General features: G+C 49.0%; 21 protein-coding genes and 1 tRNA gene. 12 read left to right on the top strand and 10 right to left on the bottom strand.

Features of this window, described 5'->3' with window-relative positions:
• The first annotated feature begins 284 nt into the window (after nucleotides 1–284).
• The gene (rmf, locus tag CLR69_RS06635; RefSeq protein ID WP_010276992.1) at nucleotides 285–452 is read left to right on the top strand and encodes a ribosome modulation factor; all 168 of its coding nucleotides are present in this window, start codon (nucleotides 285–287) and stop codon (nucleotides 450–452) included.
• 411 nt (nucleotides 453–863) lie between these two features.
• Nucleotides 864–2423, top strand: coding sequence for a methyl-accepting chemotaxis protein (locus CLR69_RS06630; protein WP_129711417.1), 1560 nt, complete (start codon nucleotides 864–866; stop codon nucleotides 2421–2423).
• A 170-nt stretch (nucleotides 2424–2593) separates the two neighbouring features.
• On the opposite strand, the gene CLR69_RS06625 is transcribed toward CLR69_RS06630, so the two are convergent.
• Nucleotides 2594–2683: transfer RNA gene (locus CLR69_RS06625), tRNA-Ser, on the bottom strand.
• Nucleotides 2684–2961: 278 nt separating this feature from the next.
• Between CLR69_RS06625 and CLR69_RS06620 the strand changes: the two genes are divergently transcribed.
• Both CLR69_RS06620 and CLR69_RS06615 read left to right on the top strand, forming a co-directional pair.
• Complete coding sequence (locus CLR69_RS06620) at nucleotides 2962–3699, top strand: phosphatase (protein WP_129704564.1); 738 nt, start codon at nucleotides 2962–2964, stop codon at nucleotides 3697–3699.
• A 61-nt stretch (nucleotides 3700–3760) separates the two neighbouring features.
• The gene (locus CLR69_RS06615; RefSeq protein WP_129704566.1) at nucleotides 3761–4342 is read left to right on the top strand and encodes a TorD/DmsD family molecular chaperone; all 582 of its coding nucleotides are present in this window, start codon (nucleotides 3761–3763) and stop codon (nucleotides 4340–4342) included.
• Between the two features lie 89 nt (nucleotides 4343–4431).
• On the opposite strand, the gene CLR69_RS06610 is transcribed toward CLR69_RS06615, so the two are convergent.
• The 3 genes from CLR69_RS06610 to mdtH all read right to left on the bottom strand — a co-directional run bounded on the left by CLR69_RS06610 (nucleotide 4432) and on the right by mdtH (nucleotide 7219).
• Nucleotides 4432–4998: a lipoprotein gene (locus tag CLR69_RS06610; protein ID WP_129704568.1), complete on the bottom strand. Its 567-nt coding sequence runs from the start codon at nucleotides 4996–4998 to the stop codon at nucleotides 4432–4434.
• Between the two features lie 187 nt (nucleotides 4999–5185).
• Nucleotides 5186–5833 (bottom strand): glutaredoxin 2, encoded by a 648-nt coding sequence (grxB, locus tag CLR69_RS06605; RefSeq protein ID WP_129711416.1) that lies wholly within the window; start codon nucleotides 5831–5833, stop codon nucleotides 5186–5188.
• Between the two features lie 180 nt (nucleotides 5834–6013).
• Nucleotides 6014–7219: a multidrug efflux MFS transporter MdtH gene (mdtH, locus tag CLR69_RS06600; RefSeq protein WP_129704573.1), complete on the bottom strand. Its 1206-nt coding sequence runs from the start codon at nucleotides 7217–7219 to the stop codon at nucleotides 6014–6016.
• A 312-nt stretch (nucleotides 7220–7531) separates the two neighbouring features.
• On the opposite strand from mdtH, the gene rimJ reads away from it, so the two are divergent.
• The 4 genes from rimJ to murJ all read left to right on the top strand — a co-directional run bounded on the left by rimJ (nucleotide 7532) and on the right by murJ (nucleotide 11422).
• A complete protein-coding gene (gene rimJ / locus CLR69_RS06595) occupies nucleotides 7532–8116 on the top strand; it encodes a ribosomal protein S5-alanine N-acetyltransferase (protein WP_129704575.1) in 585 nt (194 codons plus the stop codon).
• 9 nt (nucleotides 8117–8125) lie between these two features.
• Nucleotides 8126–8764, top strand: a complete 639-nt coding sequence (locus tag CLR69_RS06590) for a YceH family protein (protein ID WP_129711415.1) — start codon at nucleotides 8126–8128, stop codon at nucleotides 8762–8764.
• A 29-nt stretch (nucleotides 8765–8793) separates the two neighbouring features.
• Nucleotides 8794–9759, top strand: coding sequence for a Gfo/Idh/MocA family protein (locus CLR69_RS06585; RefSeq protein WP_129711414.1), 966 nt, complete (start codon nucleotides 8794–8796; stop codon nucleotides 9757–9759).
• A 127-nt stretch (nucleotides 9760–9886) separates the two neighbouring features.
• Nucleotides 9887–11422: a murein biosynthesis integral membrane protein MurJ gene (gene murJ, locus CLR69_RS06580; protein WP_129711413.1), complete on the top strand. Its 1536-nt coding sequence runs from the start codon at nucleotides 9887–9889 to the stop codon at nucleotides 11420–11422.
• Between the two features lie 90 nt (nucleotides 11423–11512).
• Here murJ and argS read toward each other — a convergent pair whose 3' ends face one another.
• Nucleotides 11513–13243, bottom strand: a complete 1731-nt coding sequence (gene argS, locus CLR69_RS06575) for an arginine--tRNA ligase (RefSeq protein ID WP_129711412.1) — start codon at nucleotides 13241–13243, stop codon at nucleotides 11513–11515.
• 655 nt (nucleotides 13244–13898) lie between these two features.
• Between argS and CLR69_RS06570 the strand changes: the two genes are divergently transcribed.
• The 4 genes from CLR69_RS06570 (at nucleotide 13899) to CLR69_RS06555 (ending at nucleotide 17691) form a co-directional block, all read left to right on the top strand.
• The gene (locus tag CLR69_RS06570; protein ID WP_129711411.1) at nucleotides 13899–14447 is read left to right on the top strand and encodes a VOC family protein; all 549 of its coding nucleotides are present in this window, start codon (nucleotides 13899–13901) and stop codon (nucleotides 14445–14447) included.
• A gap of 550 nt (nucleotides 14448–14997) precedes the next feature.
• A complete protein-coding gene (cutC, locus tag CLR69_RS06565) occupies nucleotides 14998–15756 on the top strand; it encodes a copper homeostasis protein CutC (RefSeq protein ID WP_129704588.1) in 759 nt (252 codons plus the stop codon).
• A gap of 265 nt (nucleotides 15757–16021) precedes the next feature.
• Complete coding sequence (locus CLR69_RS06560) at nucleotides 16022–16603, top strand: TetR/AcrR family transcriptional regulator (protein WP_129711410.1); 582 nt, start codon at nucleotides 16022–16024, stop codon at nucleotides 16601–16603.
• A gap of 230 nt (nucleotides 16604–16833) precedes the next feature.
• Nucleotides 16834–17691, top strand: a complete 858-nt coding sequence (locus CLR69_RS06555) for a nuclear transport factor 2 family protein (protein ID WP_129711409.1) — start codon at nucleotides 16834–16836, stop codon at nucleotides 17689–17691.
• Nucleotides 17692–17833: 142 nt separating this feature from the next.
• Here CLR69_RS06555 and cmoB read toward each other — a convergent pair whose 3' ends face one another.
• The 5 genes from cmoB to CLR69_RS06530 all read right to left on the bottom strand — a co-directional run bounded on the left by cmoB (nucleotide 17834) and on the right by CLR69_RS06530 (nucleotide 22394).
• A complete protein-coding gene (gene cmoB / locus CLR69_RS06550; protein WP_129704594.1) occupies nucleotides 17834–18817 on the bottom strand; it encodes a tRNA 5-methoxyuridine(34)/uridine 5-oxyacetic acid(34) synthase CmoB in 984 nt (327 codons plus the stop codon).
• Nucleotides 18814–19557 (bottom strand): carboxy-S-adenosyl-L-methionine synthase CmoA, encoded by a 744-nt coding sequence (gene cmoA, locus CLR69_RS06545; protein ID WP_129711408.1) that lies wholly within the window; start codon nucleotides 19555–19557, stop codon nucleotides 18814–18816. The genes cmoB and cmoA overlap by 4 nt, the downstream gene beginning before the upstream one ends.
• Before the next feature lie 167 nt (nucleotides 19558–19724).
• The gene (locus CLR69_RS06540) at nucleotides 19725–20120 is read right to left on the bottom strand and encodes an MAPEG family protein (RefSeq protein ID WP_014915147.1); all 396 of its coding nucleotides are present in this window, start codon (nucleotides 20118–20120) and stop codon (nucleotides 19725–19727) included.
• A gap of 153 nt (nucleotides 20121–20273) precedes the next feature.
• Nucleotides 20274–21086 (bottom strand): DUF72 domain-containing protein, encoded by an 813-nt coding sequence (locus CLR69_RS06535; RefSeq protein WP_129704958.1) that lies wholly within the window; start codon nucleotides 21084–21086, stop codon nucleotides 20274–20276.
• Nucleotides 21087–21176: 90 nt separating this feature from the next.
• The gene (locus tag CLR69_RS06530) at nucleotides 21177–22394 is read right to left on the bottom strand and encodes an EAL and HDOD domain-containing protein (RefSeq protein ID WP_129704598.1); all 1218 of its coding nucleotides are present in this window, start codon (nucleotides 22392–22394) and stop codon (nucleotides 21177–21179) included.
• Between the last annotated feature and the right edge of the window lie 119 nt (nucleotides 22395–22513).

Here is a 22513-nt window from a genome sequence, read left to right as displayed (position 1 = left end):
GTTTGAAACAACGAGCACGCTAAAAACCACGTTTCTAAAGATCAGACCTCTAAAGATGTAATGCTGTGATTGCATTGCATTTTTAGGGGTTTTTTATTGTTTTCAGCTGGTTAGCTTTTTCCGTTCTTTAACGGAGAAAATTCCTATTTTGGATCACAAATATGACACTGGCGTGAATTTTGCGCCTTGACCTTTGGCGGCAGAATCGGTATTGATAGTCTGTGGTTGCTTATAAAGTAATCATTGTTTTCTTTCCACCAGATAAATAATGAGGGAAATAAGGCATGAAGAGACAGAAACGCGATCGCCTTGAACGGGCTCATTCACGTGGTTATCAAGCTGGTATTGTCGGTAGACCAAAGGAATTTTGTCCTTATCAATCAATTAATGCCCGGTCTTACTGGTTGGGAGGCTGGCGAAAAGCCATGGAGGACAGGGCTGTTACCGCTTAGCGCGCCTTGTCATTAGAGGGAACGCCTCCGCTTTGCGGAGGCTTTTGTTTTTTAAGGGCCAAATGCCTTGATTCTGCTTCTCTCTCTGTTCAATCGACACAGAGCTCAACTGACAGATACGTTCGACCAACACGACTAACAAATGCATGAATTTTGGATGACGATCCAAGGCTTTGTGACTTCTGTAACGTCATTTACGTATTTATTTCGATTTCGATCATTTGTCGCCATTTTATTATTCGTTATTGCGCGATTTAGCTTTTAAATTGAGCGAATAGGGTAATTATTCATTATTTTTTGTTAAAAAATCTATCATTACTACCTGAATGGTATAGCTCAAGCTGGCAATGTAGTGTAATTTTTTATTCGGAATTTTCTGAAAAGCAGTTAGAGATTAGAGAGAAGAATATAGTGAAATTACGAACCAGAATTGCACTGCTATGCGGTACGACCTTGTTAGGGATGCTAATTTTATCTGCGGTGGCGCTGAACACACTCTATAACACGATGATGAGCGAGCGCACTGGCCAGCTTTCTACGTTGGTTGAACTGGCTCATTCGGCGGCACAGAAGGCGTATGAGCTGGAGAAAAGTGGTCAACTGTCGCGCGACGAAGCAGAGAAAGAGGCCAAACGGACGATCGGCAGTTTCCATCAGGGCGATCGCTATTTCTTTGTGCGCGGCTACACGAATGACGTGAACTATGTGCACCCTAATCCTAAGCGTATTGGCATCGTCGATGCGAATGGCGGTAAGGAAGCAGGAGAACGCTACCGTGCTTCGCTTCAAGGCAATACGATTGGCACCGTGATCGCGGAAGGGACGCGTCCTGGGCAGCAGAATAAGGTTGAGAAGCTCTATGCCGTCATCAAATTTGAGCCTTGGGACTGGACGATTGGCTATGGTGATTACATTGACGATATTCAGCAGACCTTCTGGCGCAATGCACTGATTTTACTGTCTTTAGGACTGGTTCTGTTGTTAATTATTTCCGCATTTGCATGGAATATGTTGCGCACGTTGATGCGCCAGCTTGGTGGAGAGCCGCAATACGCCGTTGATGTTGTACGTGAAATCGCGGAAGGCAATTTACGCGTTGAGGTTGAAACAAAGCCGGGCGACCAAACCAGTATTCTTTACGCTATCCGTGCGATGCGCGACAACCTGTCGCATTTGGTTAATCAGGTCCGCAGCAGCACAAACTCTATTGCCACGGCTTCGACACAGATCGCATCGGGTAACGGCGATTTGTCTGCCCGAACTGAATCGCAGGCCAGCGCATTAGAGCAGACGGCATCGGCAATGGAACAGTTGACCGCAACGGTGAAACAGAATGCGGATAATGCGCGCTATGCAAATGAACTCGCTGTATCTGCATCGGACGTGGCGGTGCGCGGTGGTAACGTTGTGAGTCGGGTCGTGGTGACGATGGACTCCATTAGTTCATCATCTCGCAAAATTGTAGATATCATCGGCGTTATCGATAGCATTGCCTTCCAGACGAACATCCTGGCCTTGAATGCGGCAGTGGAAGCAGCGCGTGCTGGTGAACAAGGGCGTGGTTTCGCTGTGGTCGCGAGTGAGGTGCGCACGTTGGCACAGCGCTCTGCATCCGCAGCCAGAGAAATCAAAGGACTGATTGATGATTCTGTTGCCAAAGTGGGAGAAGGCACGGATTTCGTGAAGCAGGCTGGCGATACCATGAGTGAAGTGGTTGAAAGCGTGCACCGTGTAACGTCCATGATGGGCGAGATTAGCATCGCGAGTGCGGAACAGCGTTCTGGTATTGAACAGGTTAACCTCGCGATATCGCAGATGGATCAGAGCACCGAACAGAATGCGGCGTTGGTTGAAGAAGCACTGGCTGCGGCACATTCGCTGAACGAGCAGGCACAAGAGCTGTCGCGCACCGTTGAACAGTTCCGTGTGGACGAATCCGCAGGTAGTTATTTAGCGCTAGGTGCAAGATAACCCGCGCAAAAATGGCAGGGTTCAGTTCGTAGACTGAACTCTGTCGACATTCGACTGCCGTTGGCGGTCCAAAACGCCAGCCCTGTCTTTTTGTCGAACTTGGTCAAGGCCCATCCCATCTCCATAAAAGAAAACGCCCCTGACTTGCGTCAAGGGCGTTTTCTTTTATATGGCGGTGAGGAAGGGATTCGAACCCTTGATACGTTTTCACGTATACACACTTTCCAGGCGTGCTCCTTCAGCCTCTCGGACACCTCACCGTGGCCTCGCTATGTGTCTTACCAGCGGACGGCGCTAATGTAGGTAAATTGCTGAACAGCGTCAACAAACTTCTGCATTCCATGCGTGCAATTAGCTAAAGTTAACGCAATTTGTTGCTTTGCTCACCGTTTTTACTCTTGCCTTCGTTCATTCACTCGTCTTAAACCGAAGAATTATGTTTCATTTGTGTTAATCATGCGTTGTAAACTCGCTGACTGGCTGCGGAATACCCCTGAAAATGGTATGCTGACTTGCAAACGTTGACTCAGGAGAACCTATGTATCCCGTCGATTTACATATGCACACCGTTGCCAGTACACATGCTTACAGTACCTTGCATGATTACATCGCCGAAGCACAGCAGAAGAATATCCGCCTGTTTGCCATTACCGATCATGGCCCGGATATGGCGGATGCGCCGCATTACTGGCACTTCATGAATATGCGTGTTTGGCCGCGTCTGGTTGATGGCGTCGGTATCCTGCGCGGTATCGAAGCGAATATTAAAAACATTGAAGGTGATATCGACTGCACCGGACCTATGTTAGATCAGGTCGATGTGATTATTGCGGGTTTTCACGAACCGGTTTTCCCACCGCAGGATAAAGATACGCATACTGCGGCGATGATCGCGACTATGGCGCGTGGTGATGCACATATTATTAGCCACCCAGGCAACCCAAAGTTTCCCGTCGATATCCGCGCGATTGCGGAGGCTGCGGCGAAATATAATGTTGCGCTTGAGCTGAATAACTCCTCTTTCATGCATTCCCGTCAAGGCAGTGGGCCAAACTGTCGGGCGATTGCTGAAGCCGTACGTGACGCGGGTGGGTTACTTTCTTTAGGTTCTGATTCCCATATTGCGTTTTCTCTGGGAGACTTTACTCACTGTGAACGTGTTTTGCAGGAAGTGAACTTCCCACAGGATCGGGTATTAAACGTAAGCCCACGGCGTGTGTTGGATTTCCTCGAGCAACGTGGAATGCCTGCTATCGCTGAACTTGCTGACTTGTGACGGTGTCACTTAAGCGCCGTGACTTAAAAACAGTGCCACTTAAAAATAAATAGGGTTATGAATGAACGAGTTTTCTATTGTGTGCCGCCTATTGGGCACGCTGTTTTATCGCCAGCCGCAGGATCCTTTGCTGACACCGTTATTTACGCTGATTAAAGAAGGGAAACTGGTACAGCATTGGCCGCTGGAGCAAGATGCATTGCTGGCCCGCTTACAGAAAGGGCTGGATTTACCCGCGATGGCGGTGGATTATCAGGCGCTCTTTGATAGTGAAAACGGTTCGGTTTCACCGCTGCGTTCGTCCTATGAAAGCGATGCTGATGATGCAGATATTCGTACTTTTCTGCAACAGCGCGGCATGCCGTTGAATGAGGGGGCGATCGGCCATTTTGGTAGTTTGCTGCTTGCGGCGTCATGGCTGGAAGATCAGGCACAAGAAGACGAAACGGCGGCGCAGATTACTCTGTTCGATGAATATCTATTACCGTGGAGCGATCGTTTCCTCGGGAAAGTGGAAAGTCACGCTACCACCGCATTTTATCGCACACTGGCGATAGTGTGCCGCGAAGCGCTGGAAGCCATGCGGGATGAACTGGGCGAGAGCGAAGAAGATGAAGACGACGAGTCTGAAGCAGAAGAGTAATGGGCCAAGTCGGCTATGCCGATAGCAGGCATAGCCGGTACAAACATAGCCGATAGCCAAACATTACGTATGCTATCGGCGAGTAGACGCTAGTCAGTAAACAGGATAACAATCTGGCCGGGTTTGATTTCGATGCCTTTCGCCATTTTCTTCGCTAACGATTCTGTCGTGCTCTTATCGGCATTCAACACATAAGCCGGTTTTTGGTCAAAATAACTTTTTAATGATTGATTGAGGTAAGGGCTCAACGTTTTCATTACGGTCTGCATTTTTTCCGGCTGTACGGTGTAATCAACCAGTTCCATGTCTTTCAGGTAAATGGCCCCCTGAGTTTTATCAAATACCGGCTGTGCTTTCAGAGTAAGTTTCATATCAGCAGTCTGGTTGCCCAGCAGGGACGAGATATCGACCTTAGCATTGCCCGCTAGCGTGACTTTGCCGGGTTCTGCACGGCCAATCTGACTGGATAGTTCGGTCAACACGATATGTGCATCGACTACGCCGGGTACGCCCAACTGCTTCTGATAATCATTGTGCTTTTGTAGGTACTCATTCACTTCCTGTTCACTGAGCGTGTATTGCGTGAGTTTATTACAGCCGCTGAGTGTAAAGGCGAGCAGCACTGTAGCCGCTACCATCCATCCTGATTTTTTCATTATTTTGACCTCTTAATGCTGTTTGTTACGCGCACAATTTATTTATCTGGGCAGTCTATTCATGCGAAAGAAAACCATGATTTCGCTTAGGCAGCGTGCGCCCGATGCACAGGGTAAACAATAGGATAGCACTGAAATGGCCGATAATGCCGCTTCAGGAACGAAGCGGCGGAGTAAAATTGAATGGCTAAATTGCCAGACTGCTGAGTAGCGTTACCTGAGTCTGCTTCGCCATGTTATCTCGATAATCTGCAACGCGAGAAGGAGGCGTCACGCCGGCAACGATAGACAAAGAACGGAGTAGTGGAAAGAGATCGATGTCATCCGTTGATAGCACGCCGTTACAGGCATTCGACTGAACAATCAGCGGATCAAGATCCTGTAAATCATTGTTCAGTTTCTTAATCAGCCCCTGAGAATGACTCAGATGGTCAGCAAAATTGCCTAGTTGGGCTTCCTTCTTATTCACAAAATATTGCCGGGCGGACGCAGAGGCAAACTCTTCAAAGGCTGCTTGAGCAAAGCGGGGGATAATCAGACGTGGCGTATAGTCCGTAACTTTACGCAGCCAGGCAGCGATTGCTGGATTGGTTGAGCCCGTTAGCAGCGGCTTGCGGTCGTAACTATCGATGAAATGAACGATGTCCATACTTTCTGGCATGTAGCTGCCGTCATCTTTTTGCAGAATAGGCACCATCTTTTGGCCAATCAGGCGCTCTGGCGTCGCAGCGTCATCGTTCGCCAATATTTGCAGTTCGACAGGGAGGTTTTTCAGGCCGAAGATCATGCGTGCTTTAACGCAGTAGGGACAGTGATCGTAAATGTAGAGCTTCATACGTCGTCTCCTAAATTACAAGGTGTAGACAAAGGCCATCGTGCGCCACGTGTGTAACCCATCATCAAACAAGGTCAAGCGGGTGTGCGAGAAGGCTCGCAGCGAAACAATTGTTTGAATGTATTAGGAAAGTATAGAAGGGCTTTACCGACGAGATCAAACTCGTCGGTAAAATTCAGACTAATGACCACCCAGCATTGCAGGTTCGATACGGCGTTGATTGAACTGCCAATACAGTGCGGCTAACGTCAGAAACCCGATTGTGCCGAGCATGAACCACGGCAATTCCGGCTGATTCAACGCGTGTCCAGTATCGAATAGCCAGCCACCGCCGCTGTAGCCAATCGCGCCACCGAGCGCGAGTCCGAGCCGACTGAAGCCCATATAGCTGCCTCTGGCTCTGGAATCGGCCAGCGAGGCGCTCAAGGTTTCACGCGCAGGTTCAGCGATAATCGAGCCTATGTAGAACAGACTGATAAGCATCAGCAGCGGCTGAAGTTCTGTCGTCATCCCAATTGGGAACATGCTGACGGACATGATGAAAAGCCCCGCCATCAGGCGCTGTTCCAGCCGGAAATGTTTCTCGCTCCAGCGGGCGATAGGGTAAAGCAGCGTCAGCGACAGCCCGGCTTCAATGGCGTACATCCATTTCACCGCAGAGGGTGTTCCGGCGATTTCGTTGACCATAATGGGTAGCATTAACAGAACCTGAACGGCCAACATGTAGTAGCCCGTTAGCGTTAATACATACATCAGGAAACGGCGGTCGCGAATCACGCGTGTCAGCCCTTCCATTATTGGCGTTCTTACCGTCGAAATCCGGTATGCTGGTAACAGCCAGGCATTAAGCCCCGCCACAAGCACGAAAATGACTGCACCAACCCAGCAGACAATCTCGAAATCGTACTGGAGCAGCCAACTGCCGAGTAGGGCACCAATGACGGCACCGGCGCTGTCTTGCATCATCAGCAGCGAATAGAAGCGGCCACGTTCTTGTGGGCGGATCAGTTTGATCACCAGCGCGGTACGCGGTGGATCGAATAGCGTGCCACCCAAACCGGATAACGCGCAGGACAGCCAGAGCAGCCAAGGTTCGTCGGCAATCGCCATGAAAACAAAACCGGAGGCACGCAGCAGCATCCCGGTGATAATCATCGGTTTGGCACCAAAACGGTCAGCAATAGCCCCGCCAAAAATACCCAGACCTTGCTGAATAAATTGACGCAGTCCTAATGCGATACCGACTAATAATGCGGCCCAGCCGAGCTGATCGACAAAACGAATGGAAATAAGGGGGAAAACAACGAAGAACCCTAAAACCACCAGCATATTATCTAGTAATAAAAAATATTTACCCAAGCTCCGAGCTTGCGACATCAGAGGCATGTTTCACCACAACGAAGGAAGGAGGAAAATAACAGACGTGACTATTTTGTACTCTAATTCGACTTTGGTATAGCCTATTGTTGGATAATATTTTTTTATCGATTTAACGTTATCCGAGTAGCATTTCAGCGAGAAAAAATGGCTTTCCTGATTCAACTGCGCAATAACTCGGCGACGAAGATTTTACGTCTATGAATTTATGTGGTTATAGTAAGGATTATCGGAAATACCGATATTTTCTGCTTATGTGAAATAGTCACTTTTTCAGCGCCGATGAATTTTACTTATCGATAACATGGGGAGTAGGGGAAAATGTTTGGCTATCGTTCAACGCCAGCAAGAGTGCAATTGACAACTGATAGGCTGGTGGTGCGCCTGGCTCACGAACGCGATGCATGGCGTCTGGCTGAATACTATTCTGAAAACCGTGATTTTCTTAAGCCGTGGGAACCGGTTAGAGACGCGAGTCATTGCTATCCATCAGGCTGGCAGGCGCGGCTTAGCGTGATTAACGATATGCATAAGCAGGGCAGTGCTTATTACTTCCTCCTGTTGGATCCGAATGAAAACGAAGTGTGTGGCGTGGCGAATTTCAGCAACGTGCTGCGGGGATCGTTTCATGCCTGCTATCTGGGCTATTCGCTCGGACAAAAATGGCAGGGGCAGGGGTTGATGTATGAAGCGTTGCAACCGGCAATACGTTATATGCAACGTCAGCAGCATATGCACCGCATTATGGCCAACTATATGCCGCATAACCAACGCAGTGGGAGTTTACTGACGCGTTTGGGGTTCGAACGTGAAGGTTATGCGAAGGATTATCTGCTCATTGATGGCAAATGGCAGGATCATGTATTAACCGCGCTGACCAACGCCGAGTGGAAGTCTCCGCGTTAAGGAAAAATGATGAAATACCAATTAGATGCTCGTGAAGCTCGCGTGATCGGCTGCATGCTGGAAAAGCAGATCACTACGCCGGATCAATACCCGATGTCGTTAAACAGTATCACCACGGCCTGCAATCAGAAAACTAATCGCGAGCCAGTGATGGAGCTGAGCGAAAGTGAGGTCCAGCAAACGCTGGATTTGCTGGTGAAAAAGCATTTCCTACGTACACTCAGCGGCTTTGGTAATCGCGTTGTGAAGTACGAACATCGTTTTTGCAATTCTGAATTTGGTGACCTGAAGCTCTCTCCTGCGGAAGTGGCACTGGTAACGACACTTCTGCTGCGTGGTCCACAGACGCCGGGTGAATTGCGTACGCGCGCCGCTCGCTTGTATGAATTTTCAGATGTTGGAGAAGCTGAATCCACCCTTGAACAGTTGCAACAGCGTGATGATGGCCCGTTTGTTGTACGACTTGCGCGAGAGGCGGGTAAACGGGAAAGCCGCTATCGGCACCTTTTCAGCGGTGATGCTAGCGATGCCGTGGCTCCCGAAGAGGAAAATACGATCGACAATTCGCACCCGCTGGTCGAGCGAGTTGACGCGTTAGAAAAAGAGGTCGCAGAACTCAAGCGTCAGCTTGCCGCACTGTTAGCGTAATTGAATCGGTATCAGGGAGAAAACCAGCCATGAAGCCTCAGTTTCCCTCTGCGGAAAACGTTACAGAACCTACCGCATCCATCCCGCGACCTCGTATCGGTGTCGTCGGATTGGGATCCATCGCGCAAAAAGCCTATTTGCCGATTCTGAGTCAGGCTGAACGCTGGGAACTGATCGGTGCATTTTCTCCCGATCGACAAAAGACACAGCGGATTTGCCAGCACTATCGGATGACGGGTTTCTCTGCATTGGAGGAGTTGGCAGCACACTGTGATGCCGTTTTTGTTCATAGCAGTACAGCCAGCCATTTTTCCGTAGTGAGCCAACTGCTTGCAGCGGGTGTCGATGTCTATGTGGATAAACCGCTGGCAGAGACGCTGGAGCAGGCTGAAGCACTGGTCGAATTGGCAGCGCAACAACAAAAAATTCTCATGGTCGGTTTTAATCGCCGTTTCGCCCCGTGTTATCAGCAACTAAAACAGCGGCTGGATCGGCCTGCATCCTTGCGTATGGATAAACATCGTATTAATGGCGTCGGGCCGCACAATGTGCGTTTTACCTTATTGGACGACTACCTACATGTAGTAGATACCGCGCTATGGCTGGCAGGAGGTGATGCTGAATTGATTGATGGCGTCTTACACGCGAATGCGGACGGTCAATTGCTGTATGCCGAGCATCATTTCCAGAGTGGTACCTGTCAGGTGACGACCAGCATGCACCGTCAGGCAGGGAGCCAGCGAGAGTGGGTTCAGGCCGTCACCAACGGTGGGTTATATCAGGTGGATGAGATGCGCGAATGGCGTGAAGATCGTGAGGGGATGACACTCCACCCAGCCGTACCATCCTGGCAAACTACGCTAGAACAACGTGGTTTTGTCGGTGCGGTGCATCATTTCATGGCGGCGATTGAACAACGGAAACCAGCAGAAACATCAGGTAACCAGGCGTTACTGGCCCAGCGTATGATTGAAAAATTGCTGGGAAAAAGCTGAAAAGTTCAGCGGTTATGACAATGTTCGGTAGCTATTACACGCGCAATGCGTAGACTAGTCGCACCTCGCAATCAGGATAACCCCAACGGGTTAATAATCACGCCTGAACCGTTCAGAACATAATCGGATGAATTTACTTAAATCACTGGCTGCTGTCAGTTCCATGACCATGTTATCGCGCATTTTAGGGTTTGTGCGCGATGCAATCGTCGCCCGTATTTTTGGTGCAGGTATGGCGACGGATGCTTTCTTTGTCGCCTTCAAATTGCCCAACCTGCTCCGACGTATTTTCGCGGAAGGCGCATTCTCACAGGCGTTCGTGCCTATTCTGGCCGAATACAAAAGCCAGCAGGGCGAGGAAGCCACGAGAACGTTCCTCGCTTATGTTTCTGGTATGCTGACGCTGATTCTGGCGTTGGTTACCGTCGCGGGTATGGTCGCCGCTCCCTGGGTCATTATGGTCACCGCTCCCGGTTTTGCCGCGACGCCGGAGCGTTTTGAGCTTACCTCGAACCTATTAAGAGTCACGTTTCCCTATATCCTGCTGATCTCACTGACCTCAATGGTAGGGTCGGTGCTAAACACCTGGAACCGTTTCTCGGTACCAGCATTTGCACCGACTCTGCTTAATGTCAGCATGATTGGATTCTCGCTGTTTGCTGCACCGTATTTTAATCCTCCGGTGATGGCGCTGGCCTGGGCAGTCTTGGTTGGCGGTTTACTGCAACTCGGCTATCAGCTACCGCATCTGAAAAAGATTGGCATGTTGGTATTGCCGCGCCTGAAATGGCGTGACCCGAGCGTCTGGCGTGTCATGAAGCTGATGGGGCCTGCGGTTCTGGGTGTGTCGGTGAGCCAGATTTCGTTGATCATCAACACTATCTTCGCCTCATTCCTCAGCGAAGGTGCGGTGTCATGGATGTATTACGCTGACCGTCTGATGGAGTTTCCTTCCGGTGTCCTGGGTGTGGCGTTAGGGACGATCTTACTCCCGTCGCTGGCGAAAAGCTTTGCCAGTGGCAATCATGATGAGTATTCCCGTCTGATGGATTGGGGACTTCGCCTGTGTTTCCTGCTGGCGCTACCGAGCGCGGTAGCATTAGGAATTTTAGCCAAGCCTTTAACGGTGTCGCTGTTCCAATACGGTAAATTTAGCGCCTTTGACGCACTGATGACTCAGCGAGCGCTGGTCGCCTACTCGGTTGGATTGATGGGATTGATTGTCGTCAAAGTGTTAGTACCCGGATTTTATTCCCGGCAAGATATCAAGACGCCGGTAAAAATAGCGATAGTCACGCTGATTCTGACGCAAATCATGAACTTGATCTTTATCGGCCCGTTGCAACATGCGGGGCTGGCGTTGTCCATCGGTCTGGCCTCCTGCCTGAATGCCGCGCTGCTGTACTGGCAACTGCGTAAGCAGAATATTTTCCAGCCGCAGCCGGGCTGGAAGGTTTTTCTGGTTCGCCTGCTGGCAGCGGTCATCGTGATGTCGCTGGTTTTGCTGGGCATGCTATGGTGGATGCCTGCGTGGGATGACGGCAATATGACGATGAGGATCCTACGTTTGTTGCTGGTGGTAGTCGCTGGCGCTGGCTCCTATTTTGCCACGCTGGCGCTGTTGGGGTTCCGTCCCCGAGATTTTGCCCGCCGCAGCGTGTAACAACGTTACGGAATAAAAAAACGCCATTGGTTCTGCGACCAATGGCGTTCCTGTTTTAATTGATATATATGCCTTTAGTCGAGGGAAGAATTACATCTTCTCGACGGTTTCGATACCCAGAGTATCCAGACCCTGCTTCAGCGTTTTTGCAGTCAGCAACGCCAGTCTCAGACGGCTCTGACGTACCTCGTCATTCTCTGCATTCAGAATTGGGCAGTGTTCATAGAAACCAGAAAACAGGCCAGCCAGATCGTACAGGTAGCTACACATCACATGCGGTGTACCTTCACGTGCGACGGAGGTAATGGTTTCTTCAAATTGCAGCAGACGCGTGGCAAGCGTAAATTCGCGCTCATCGCTCAGCGTAATCGGCTGCGTTAAGGCGTCTTCCTGTATGCCCGCCCGCTTGAAAATGGACGCAACACGTGTATAGGCGTATTGCATATAAGGCGCGGTGTTACCTTCAAACGCCAGCATGTTATCCCAATCAAAAACGTAATCCGTGGTGCGGCTCTTCGACAGGTCGGCGTATTTAATCGCGCCGATAGAAACCACTTTCGCCAATGCTGCTAACTCGTCGCTTTCCATCTGTGGATTTTTCTCTGCGATGAGTTTCAGTGCGCGATCGTAGGCTTCATCCAACAGTTCAGACAATTTGATCGTTCCGCCTGCGCGCGTTTTGAATGGTTTACCGTCTTTGCCCAGCATCATGCCGAACATGTGGTGTTCCAGGCTGACAGAATCAGGCACGTAACCTGCTTTACGCACGATGGTCCAGGCCTGCATCAAATGCTGATGCTGACGAGAGTCGATGTAGTAAAGCACTCGGTCGGCGTTTAGGGTTTCATAACGGTATTTGGCGCAAGCGATATCTGTTGTGGTGTAGAGATAGCCGCCATCCTTTTTCTGGATGATAACGCCCATCGGTTCGCCTTCCTTATTTTTGTACTCATCAAGGAAAACGACCGTTGCGCCTTCGCTTTCAACGGCCAGGCCTTTTGCTTTCAGATCGGCAACGATGTCTGGCAGCATGCTGTTATACAGGCTTTCACCCATGACATCCTGTTTGGTCAGCGTGACATTAAGGCGTTCATAGTTGATCTGGTTCTGCGTCATGGTGATATCGACGAGCTTGCGCCACATCTGACGGCAATATTCATCGCCACCCTGCAATTTCACCACGTAACCGCGCGCACGTTCGGCAAAATCGGCATCTTCGTCATAATGTTTCTTTGCTTCACGGTAAAACGCTTCAAGATCGGACAGGTCCATCTCGTTGGCGCTTTCGTTTTGCATTTTCTCAAGGTATGCAATCAGCATACCGAACTGCGTACCCCAATCGCCGACGTGGTTAGCCCGAATGATGTTGTGGCCTAAAAACTCCAGCGTACGGGCCGCGGCATCACCAATAATGGTTGAGCGCAGGTGGCCGACGTGCATTTCCTTCGCGACGTTGGGGGCGGAGTAGTCAATCACGATCGTTTGTGGTTCAACCGGCGTTAAACCCAGTTTTGGTGCATTCAGGGCATTCTCAACCTGGCTCGCAACCCACTGCTTATCGAGAAAAATATTAATAAATCCCGGGCCTGCGATTTCTGTTTTTTCCGCAATGCCTTCCAGAGCCAAAAGCTGGACGACTTTTTCAGCCAATTGTCGCGGCGGCATGCCCAGTTTTTTTGCCACGGCCATGACGCCATTAGCCTGATAATCACCAAACTGTACTTTTGCCGACTGACGAATCTGAGCTTCGCTGTCTGCTGGCGCGCCCGCGGCGGTTAACGCCTGGCTGACTTTTTCGGAGAGAAGAGCCTGAATATTCACCGGTTTACCTTAAATAAAAAATTAAGCCTTGCTTATACCATATTTGCCTTTCCTCGTCAGCAGACGGGGGGAGGCAAAGGGATGTTCAGGCGAAAAAATACCCGCCGGCAAGAGATAAAAAAGGCGCGATGATATGAGAAAAATAGATAAGGAGAGCACGAAAAAAAGAAATGATAGTTTTAGGTATAATAAAAATAAATCAAATCGCGATCTTAACGTTTTCTTGACCGACTATTTACACCAATTTTATGTGAGTCTCTGGTTTTAAAATGACGAAAAATAGCATATGCCGCAATAGCGATAAGCGCGATGGATATAATGAGTAAAACCATGATGATATCTCTGCATTATTATTTATTTTCTTAATTTATACGTTTTCTTTTCTGTGTTCAATGGGGTGAGAGTTATTTAAGATTCCTCCCAGAATAGATTGCGAGAAGTATCTCAGACTAACGCCGAGTAAAAAACGTTTCCGTTTATTAATCAAACTGTATGGTTGCCTTTTCTTTGCATTTAATGCGCTTAACGTAACGAAGGTGTAAATAAATGTGCATCGGGGAAAATAGAATTTAATTAGAATGTGTTATGAGTGTGATATTCTCATCGACAAAATGATTATAGATAATGTGATATGCTGCGAGGAGCTTTACCCGATATGTTACCCAGCGATTTGATAACGGATTTAGTACGTTTTGAGCAAGAGTTACAGGAGTTGGCTGGTGTGCTACAGCTGGATTTGAGCACATTTCATGCTGACCATATCTCGCTGCGTTGCCATCAGAATACGACGGCCGAATCATGGAAAGTGGCGTTACTGAAAGCTGGCAGACTGCTGTCTGAAAACCAAATCAATGGCCGTCCAATCTGTCTGTTTATATTGGATAATGCAATATCCGTCGGTCCCTGGCAGATTGCTTGTATCGAGCTACCATGGCCGGGGAAGAAACATTATCCGCACGAAGGTTGGGAACATGTAGAGCTGGTGCTGCCCGGTGATACGGAAACGCTGCATCAGCGTGCGCTGGCCTGCTTGTCTGATGACGCACTGCGTACGCCAGGCATCAAGCTTAAATTGAGTTCTCCACAGGGAGAAAAAGAACGAATCCCTAATCCGACGCTGGCGATAACCAATGGGAAAGTGACAATAAAATTTCATCCATTTGATATACGAGATGTTGTCGCGAGCGAAATGTTGGCATTATGAAAATAGGGATAATTCACACGTAGAGTAATCAGAAAGAGCACATTGTCTGAAAGGTAAAATGGTGTGTCACGTTATTCATGCCAATTTCTTCTACTGTATACCCTAAATAATTCGAGTTTCAGGACAAAACGAGTTCGTTTTGAATAACGCGAAGCGTTAGCCCTTTAGGGCGATGCTCATTTATGAGCATCGTAACGCGGCAAGCGAGCGACAAGTTCGTCGGGAACGAATTTGACCAGCCAAAGGCTTGGCCTTCGGTGAGAGACAGGATGTCTCTCATTTCATCCCGATGAGCTTACTTAGGTAAGTGATTCGGGTGAGTGAACGTAGCCAACGCATCTGCAATTTGAAGTATGACGGGTATAGAACAGATTAATAAAACTGTGGTTTATGTCATGTTTATTTCGGCAACGTATCACGTTCATTGTGACTCCCGTCTCCTCACGATATGAATGTGAATGCCATAGTTATTACTTTAATCGGCGTAATGATTCGCCGATTTTTCGATAATTAAGAAAAGTAGTTTGGGAGTTTACATGGAGGAGCAGCGATGACGAAACTGGAAGTATGCTGTTATAGCGTCGATTGTGCGATAACAGCAGCGCAGTCTGGGGCTGACAGAATTGAACTCTGTGCAGGGCAGCGAGAGGGCGGGTTAACGCCATCCTACGGTGCGCTGCGCGGTGCGCGAGAAAAGGTCACGATTCCTGTTCACCCGATTGTGCGTCCGCGAGGCGGCGATTTTTGTTACAGCCCGACGGAGTTTGCTGCCATCAAATACGACATTGAGCAGATTCGCGAGATGGGATTCCCCGGTGTCGTTGTAGGCGTACTCAATGAAGAAGGGCACATTGATTTGCCCAAAATGCGCGAAATCATGGCGGTGGCTCAAGGGATGGCGGTGACCTTCCATCGTGCGTTTGATATGTGCCTGAACCCTTATGTTGCGCTGGAACAACTCACCGACCTTGGCGTATCGCGCATATTAAGCTCTGGGCAGCAACAAACGGCAGAAAATGGATTGCGGTTATTACGTGAACTAACACAGGCCAGTCGCGGTCCAATTATTATGGCAGGTTCCGGTGTGCGATTGACTAACGTGCACAAATTTCAGCAAGCGGGTATCCGAGAACTGCACAGTTCCGCAGGCCAGTGGACGCCATCCTCTATGCGTTATCGCAAAATCGGCGTGTCGATGTGTTCTGATGCGGAATTAGATGAATTTAGCCAGTATTGCGTGGATGGCGATGTGGTGGAAGCCATGAAACTGGCGGTCAGCCCGGATCGTGAAATGCAGTATGTATCGTAATCTAAGGTATTTTATGGTGTAGCGGTTGATAGATCGCATTGCTATAGATGCCACATCGTCATTCTTCAGTTTTTGCCGCGCCGCATACCGATAGGTTTGCATGGCAAGTACCAAGCCCCAGTATATTGCTGGGGCTTTTTTTGGTTTGTGGTTACTCCCCATATTAATCTGCTGACAATTAATATTGTACTGTTCGTTCAATTATGATCTATGATGCTGACCTGAATGATAAACAGTCAGACATACAACGAAGGCATGTAATGCGATGAGTGGAAGACCTCGGGAATTCGATGATGATGCGGTCATAGAGGCTGCGATGGATGTGTTCTGGTCGAATGGCTATGAGGCAACATCGGCACAGGAACTGGTCGAACGCACGGGGCTGGGTCGTGGCAGTCTCTATAACGCCTTCGGAAGCAAGCAAAAGCTTTACCATGAAGCGCTGATCCGCTATCAGGAGCTTGGTATCCAGGCTCAGTCGGAGATTCTCAACGGTCCTGGTACTCTCAGAGAGAGGCTGCGAGCGCTGATGGTGTGGGGCATTGAAGGCGACCTCGACCCCATTAAGTGCCGAGGTTGTATGGGCGTATTTTCTGCGCTAGAGCGTTCGGGTAAAGATCCGATCGTCGTGCAGATCAGTAAAGTCTATGTAAACCGACTGGAGCAGGTGTTGTGCCATCTATTTGCAGTAGGGCAGCGCAACGGAGAGGTGTCTTCAGAGCGGCCGGCGCTATTGTTAGCGCGAGCTTTCCTGAGCAGCTATTACGGCCTTCGGGTACTGGGTCGGGCGATGCCAGATCGCACATTCCTTGACGATGTGATGGAGGGGATTTTGGCTCAACTCTAAGTTGTGCCGCCATGCTGGTTTATGGCCTTTTTATTTCGTTAATTATGTAACGATCATTAAATAATTAACTGGAAGGTATTTGCTTTTTACTGATATCAGCAACGTTTGACTTGAGTCGCGCATCTCGTTTTCGTCTGCGACAGACTCTCAGTAAGTAGGCGCCTTCTCGGTAGAGCTTGTGTGTAGGCGCGATTTGCGGCGCTACTGTTTTTATATCAAAGGAGCCAACGATGTCAGACAACCATGATTCACGTATTGCAACCATTCGCGATTATTTTCGCAAAGTGGATGCCAACGATCCTTCATTTCTCGACTTGTTCACCGACGATGTTGCATTCTTCTTTCCAAAATTTGGCCAGGTATGTGGTAAGGATGCTGTGGCACAATTCGCTGAACGGATTGCGGTAGACGCGGCTCGGCTTACCCACGACATTGATAATCTGGTTTTTACCGTAGACGGCGAGCGGATCGCAGTCGAAGGCAAAGAATGGGGCGTCACGCGTGATGGACGCACGTGGCCTGATGGCTGTGCGTCGCAAGGCCGTTTTGCAAATGTTTTCGAATTCAACGGCAAACGGATTAGCCGGATGTCTATCTATGTTGATCCCGACTTTACGAGTGAAGACCGCAGGCGTGTTGACCTGTATCGTGGAAAGGTGTTCACGGCAACGCCACGTGAGATCGCCGCGCGTTACTTTGAGAGCGTTGCGGCGTTCTGGGCTAGGTCTGACGATCCACAAACCCTGAAAGCAATTGTCAAGCTGTTTGCGGAGGAAGTGGAGTGGGATATCCCCGGACACGTGCAGATCGTGCCGTGGATCGGCCCGCGTCGGAATCGTGAAGAGGTCGCTTCATTTTTCCGTGAACTGGCTGAGCAAATCATACCGGAGCGATTCGAGGTGCGGCGGATTGTGGCCGACGATGACGTTGCTGTCGCGCTTGGTGAACTGGCGTCGCGAGTCAAACGTACTGGTCGTCTTATCGAGTCACCGTTTGCCTTTGTACTGACGATCCGTGATGGCAGGATCGTTGGTTTTCGCATGCTGGAAGACAGCTACGCTGTCGCCGTCGCTGCTGTGGAAAAGTGATGTAGATAAAGGCCAGTGTATGGTCCAAGGCTTGAACACCAGAAAGGCATCGTGGGCTGGCTTTTCCTGACAACGCCGCAGTATGTTTCTGCGGTGTTGTCATCACCAGTACTTTTATCGAACGCTATAATGGCGGAGAAGGCTATTGCTCAACGCCTGGTTTACGTGCAACCAATACCGCTCGTACCGGTGCGGGGTAACCTTCCACCGTTTTCGTTGGATCCTCAGGATCGAGGAATTCAGCCAGCGACTCAGTGATCATCCAGTCTGTCCGGCGCTGTTCCTGCGTTGTGGTTGTGCAGATATCGACGACGCGGACATCAACAAATCCACATTTCTCAAGCCATGTCGTTAAAGCCGCAGCGGACGGGATGAAGTACACATTACGCATTTGCGCGTAGCGTTCCCCCGGTACCAACACCTGATTTTCATCGCCTTCAATGACCAGCGTTTCCAGCACTAGCTCACCACCCGCCACCAACTGATTTTTCAATTGCCACAGGTGATCGAGCGGGGAACGGCGATGGTATAGAACTCCCATGGAAAACACGGTATCAAACGCAGCCAGTTCGGGGAGTTGCTCAATACCGAGCGGCAGAACGTGTGCACGCTGATCGTCGCCGAGTAGCTTACGCACGGCTTCAAACTGACATAGGAATAGTTGCATGGGGTCGATGCCAACAGCCATCGTGGCCCCTTCACCGACCATCCGCCACAGGTGATAGCCGCTTCCGCAGCCTACATCCAGAATCAGGCGATTCTTCAGCGGGCTGATATGTGGTAGAACGCGCTGCCATTTCCAGTCTGAACGCCACTCCGTGTTGATATCTACACCGTAAAGTGAAAAAGGGCCTTTACGCCAAGGCATCAGGTTACGCAGTAGCTTTTCAATTCCTTCTCGTTGGCCGACGGAAATATCGGGCTCCATGCGCGCCGTGACGCTATCGTTCAAATCCAGCGTGGTTGGTTTCAACGATGGGAGATGTTCTAGCGAGTTAAACCATAGCTTGAACTTACCGTGCAAAGATTCTTGTTGCCAGGAGCTGAGCTGTGAAGGCAGCGTGTTAAGCCAGTGGCTGAGTGGGCCCTTTGCGATTTGCTGATAAAAATTGCCAAAATCGATCACGCCTTTTCCTCTGCTTTCACGGCTAATAACGAACCAAAATTAAAACATTGAAACCAAATCTCGCTGTGCTCAAAACCAGCATCTGCCAGTCGAGCCTTATGGGTTTCTACCGAATCGGTCAGCATGACATTTTCCAGCATGCTGCGCTTCTGACTGATTTCCAGCTCGCTGTAGCCATTTGCCCGTTTGAAATCGAGATGCATATTGAACAGCAATTCGCCGACGTCTTTGTCCGCAAAATTGAATTTCTCAGAGAGCACCAGCACGCCACCGGGATTTAATCCCTGATAAATACGCTCGATGAGCACCCTACGTTGGGAAGGCTCCAGAAACTGAAGGGTAAAATTCAGCACAACCATGGAAGCATTCTTGATATCAATGTTCAGAATATCTGCTTCTATAATCTCGACGGGCGTATCGGAACGGAAAGCGTCAATATGGCTACGGCAGCGTTTCACCATCGCCGGAGAATTGTCTACCGCGATAATTTTGCAGTTCGGCACATGGATATTGCGTCGCATAGACAGCGTGGCCGCGCCTAGCGAACATCCCAGATCGTAGACGAGACTATCCTGGCGGGCGAACCGTTCTGCCAGCATGCCAATCATTGAAATAATGTTGGAATAGCCGGGCACGGAACGTTGGATCATATCGGGGAATACGTCGGCAACGCGTTCGTCGAATGTCCAGTCACCTAAGTTGGCAATTGGCACAGAAAAAAGCATATCGCGGTTTGGCATGGCGGAAAGTGTACTGAGAGTAATAAAGAGGCGCGTATTCTAGCAGAATACGCAGTAGCCTTCACCTTTCACATTGTGTAGACGTATGGTGTGGACTCGGGTTTTGATTCCCGGACGCATCATGACTGTGCGCCCGAGAGAGGCGGGTATCGTTTTGTCTCACGCCATCAATACAGTGTGAAAACCAGATCCCAGGGAAGATAATAGAGGTTTGCTGCAATCATTAGGATGAGTGAGGCATAAGTTGCCGCCATGCCTGAGCGCCGCCAGCGGAATTCACGATGCCGAAGGCCGTAGTAGTGAACTAAACGTCCGGTGATTAGTAGAATGCCGCAAAAATGGATCATGATGATAAGCGCGCCGTTCATCTCCATCAGTACCAGCAGAATCGCCGCAATGGGAATATATTCCACTGCATTACCATGTACCCGGATTGCCGTTTGCAATTCATAAAATCCGCCGTCGCCGTAGGCCACGCGATACTGCATTCTCAGTTTTACAACATCAATAGACAGCTTTATCAACAAGATTGCGCCGAGCACGATATAGAGCGCACTTACCATTTTTTACTCCGTGACCTAACCGAAAACGGCTTGCAGAATGATAGCTTTACCTAACGCAACTGTCGCCTGTAAAGGCTGATTTTTTTAGCGGAAATGGGTTACGTTGTGAAACTGTTTATAACTAAATGAGCTAATACCTCCATATCCTGTGGCTCAAAAGAGCGTCGCCTGCTGCGGCCAATCTGGCTGGGGCGGCAAAGTGGGATCGATCTCGGCGAGTAATGGCCAAAGCTGTTGTGCCAACGGTGGGGCATCACCGATATCCGGTGTGTGAATAAAGAAGAAGGGATTCGCTTCTGGCCATTGTGGCAGTTTGTTACGCCATGATTCAAACCAGCGCAGATTTTCGTCCAGAGTTTCACTGCCGATAAAGCGGATCAATGGCTGTGTGGCGGTCAGCACGGCGTGTACCGGAACGCGAGGTTTTTTCCGTTGGGCTTCACGCATAGCAGGACTGTCTGGCGCGGCGTGATGAACCGGACGGCTATCGAGAATCACACGATTGATGCCGCGCTGCTGTAGCCCTTGATTCAGCGCACGTTCCTCTTCACCTTTGGCAAAAAACAGTGGATGACGTACTTCCACACCGTAGCTAAATTCCCGTGGTAAGGTGTCAAGAAAGCGCCACAGAACGGGCAACTGCGTTGGCCCGAAGGTCGCGGGAAGCTGTAGCCATAGTTGCCCGATACGATGTTCAATCGGTTCAATGCATTGATAAAAAAGGCTGACATCGCTGTCACAGTTCTGTAAGGCGGCTTTATGGCTGATCGTTGAGGGAAACTTGAAGCAAAAACGAAAGTCATCATGCGTCATGTCACGCCAGCGCTCGACCACTTCGCGTGAAGGCAACGCATAAAAAGTTGTGTTACCTTCAACGCAGGTAAAGTAGCGACTGTAGTCGGCAAGGTCGTTTAGCCCCAACCGACTCCATGTGGGGTGCTGCCATTGTGGTAATCCGATGTACATCATCACACGATAACTTCATTGAGCTTCAATAGGATGATGACGATTATCGCGTAATTGTCAGGGCCGCGCGAGTGAGCCGAGAGAAATCGTTTATAAAATCTCATCTGCCCACTGCGTGGCCTCCATTATCATGGTAAAGAAGTTTTTTTCATCAATACCTAACTGGAGCAAGAGGTCTTCAAGCTCTTCCCACTCTTGCTGTTCGTATTTAGCGATTAACGTCAGATAAACGGCAAGTTCGCCAGTATTTTCTAATAAGCTCTGGTTAATTTTTTCTGATAGTGCGATTTGTGAGAGCAGCAGCGGCATTGGCGAGTCCAATACGGCATCAAGCAGCGACAATAATCCGCATAGAAAGGCCTCAGTGGTATCCTCTTTCACATTAAAAGAGGCATACAGTAATTCGAAAAACCTGGCGCGAATTAAGCTGGTGCGATAAAGCTCGCTGGGTTTATTCTCATTACTGTTGGTAATGCTAATTAATGATACAAAACGTTTAAGCTCTCGTTGCCCAAGCAACATCGCCATGGCGCGGAAAGACATTGAGGTTGAGGTGATGCCGAAACGGGTGTTGTATTTGATATTAGTGATGTGGCGCATCAATTTATAATAAAGCGACAGATCGGCACAGACTAATTCTTCGATCGTGGCATAGTTGATCTCAGGTTTATTGACTTCCCTCAGCAGCCTGATGGTATTGCTCGAATTATTGACCAACTTTTTCGATTTAATCATTTCAGGGCGACTGAAAAAATACCCCTGAAAAAGTGAGATACCCAGTTTTTTACTTTGCAGATACTGTTCGTGAGTTTCTACTTTTTCGGCCAGATAAATTAACTTACGCTGTGTGGTTCTTTTGATGAAATTTTCAATGTCGCCAAAGCTCGACAGGGTTAAATCAAATTTGATGATATCAATGAAAGGCAAAAACCGATCCCATTCTGAATCCATCGAAAAGTCATCAAGCGCAATTCTGAAGCCCTTTCTTTTTAGCTTTTTTATGGCAGCAAATAACTCATTGTCGGGGGGCGAATTTTCAAGAATCTCAATAACAACCTTTTCCAGCGGTAATACTTCAGCCTGGCCATTGATCAACATCTGGTGAGGAAAGTTAATATAGTAAGGCTGCTCCGCTACGGATTTTGTCAAGGGATTGGTTAAGAACTGATCTGAGATAAGCTGTGCAGTCGCAAATTCAGGGCTGACGTCAGGGAATTTATTCGTGACGTCCATGCGGAAAAGTAGCTCGTAGGCAACGGTTTGGAGGTGTTGATTTAAAATGGGTTGACGGGCAACAAATGAATACATACTTGTTCTCCATGTAAACCATACGCATTAGCCAATAATGGAAAAGCGTTTTTTATTAAAATTTTTATAAAAATAAATAGTTACTTATTAATTTTAGCAGGTTTTATTAAAAGAGAAGG

The organism is Pectobacterium zantedeschiae (assembly GCF_004137795.1).
Classification (GTDB): domain Bacteria; phylum Pseudomonadota; class Gammaproteobacteria; order Enterobacterales; family Enterobacteriaceae; genus Pectobacterium; species Pectobacterium zantedeschiae.
The sequence above is the reverse complement of the archived record's forward strand: the minus strand, read 5'-3'. Positions and strand labels throughout refer to the sequence as shown.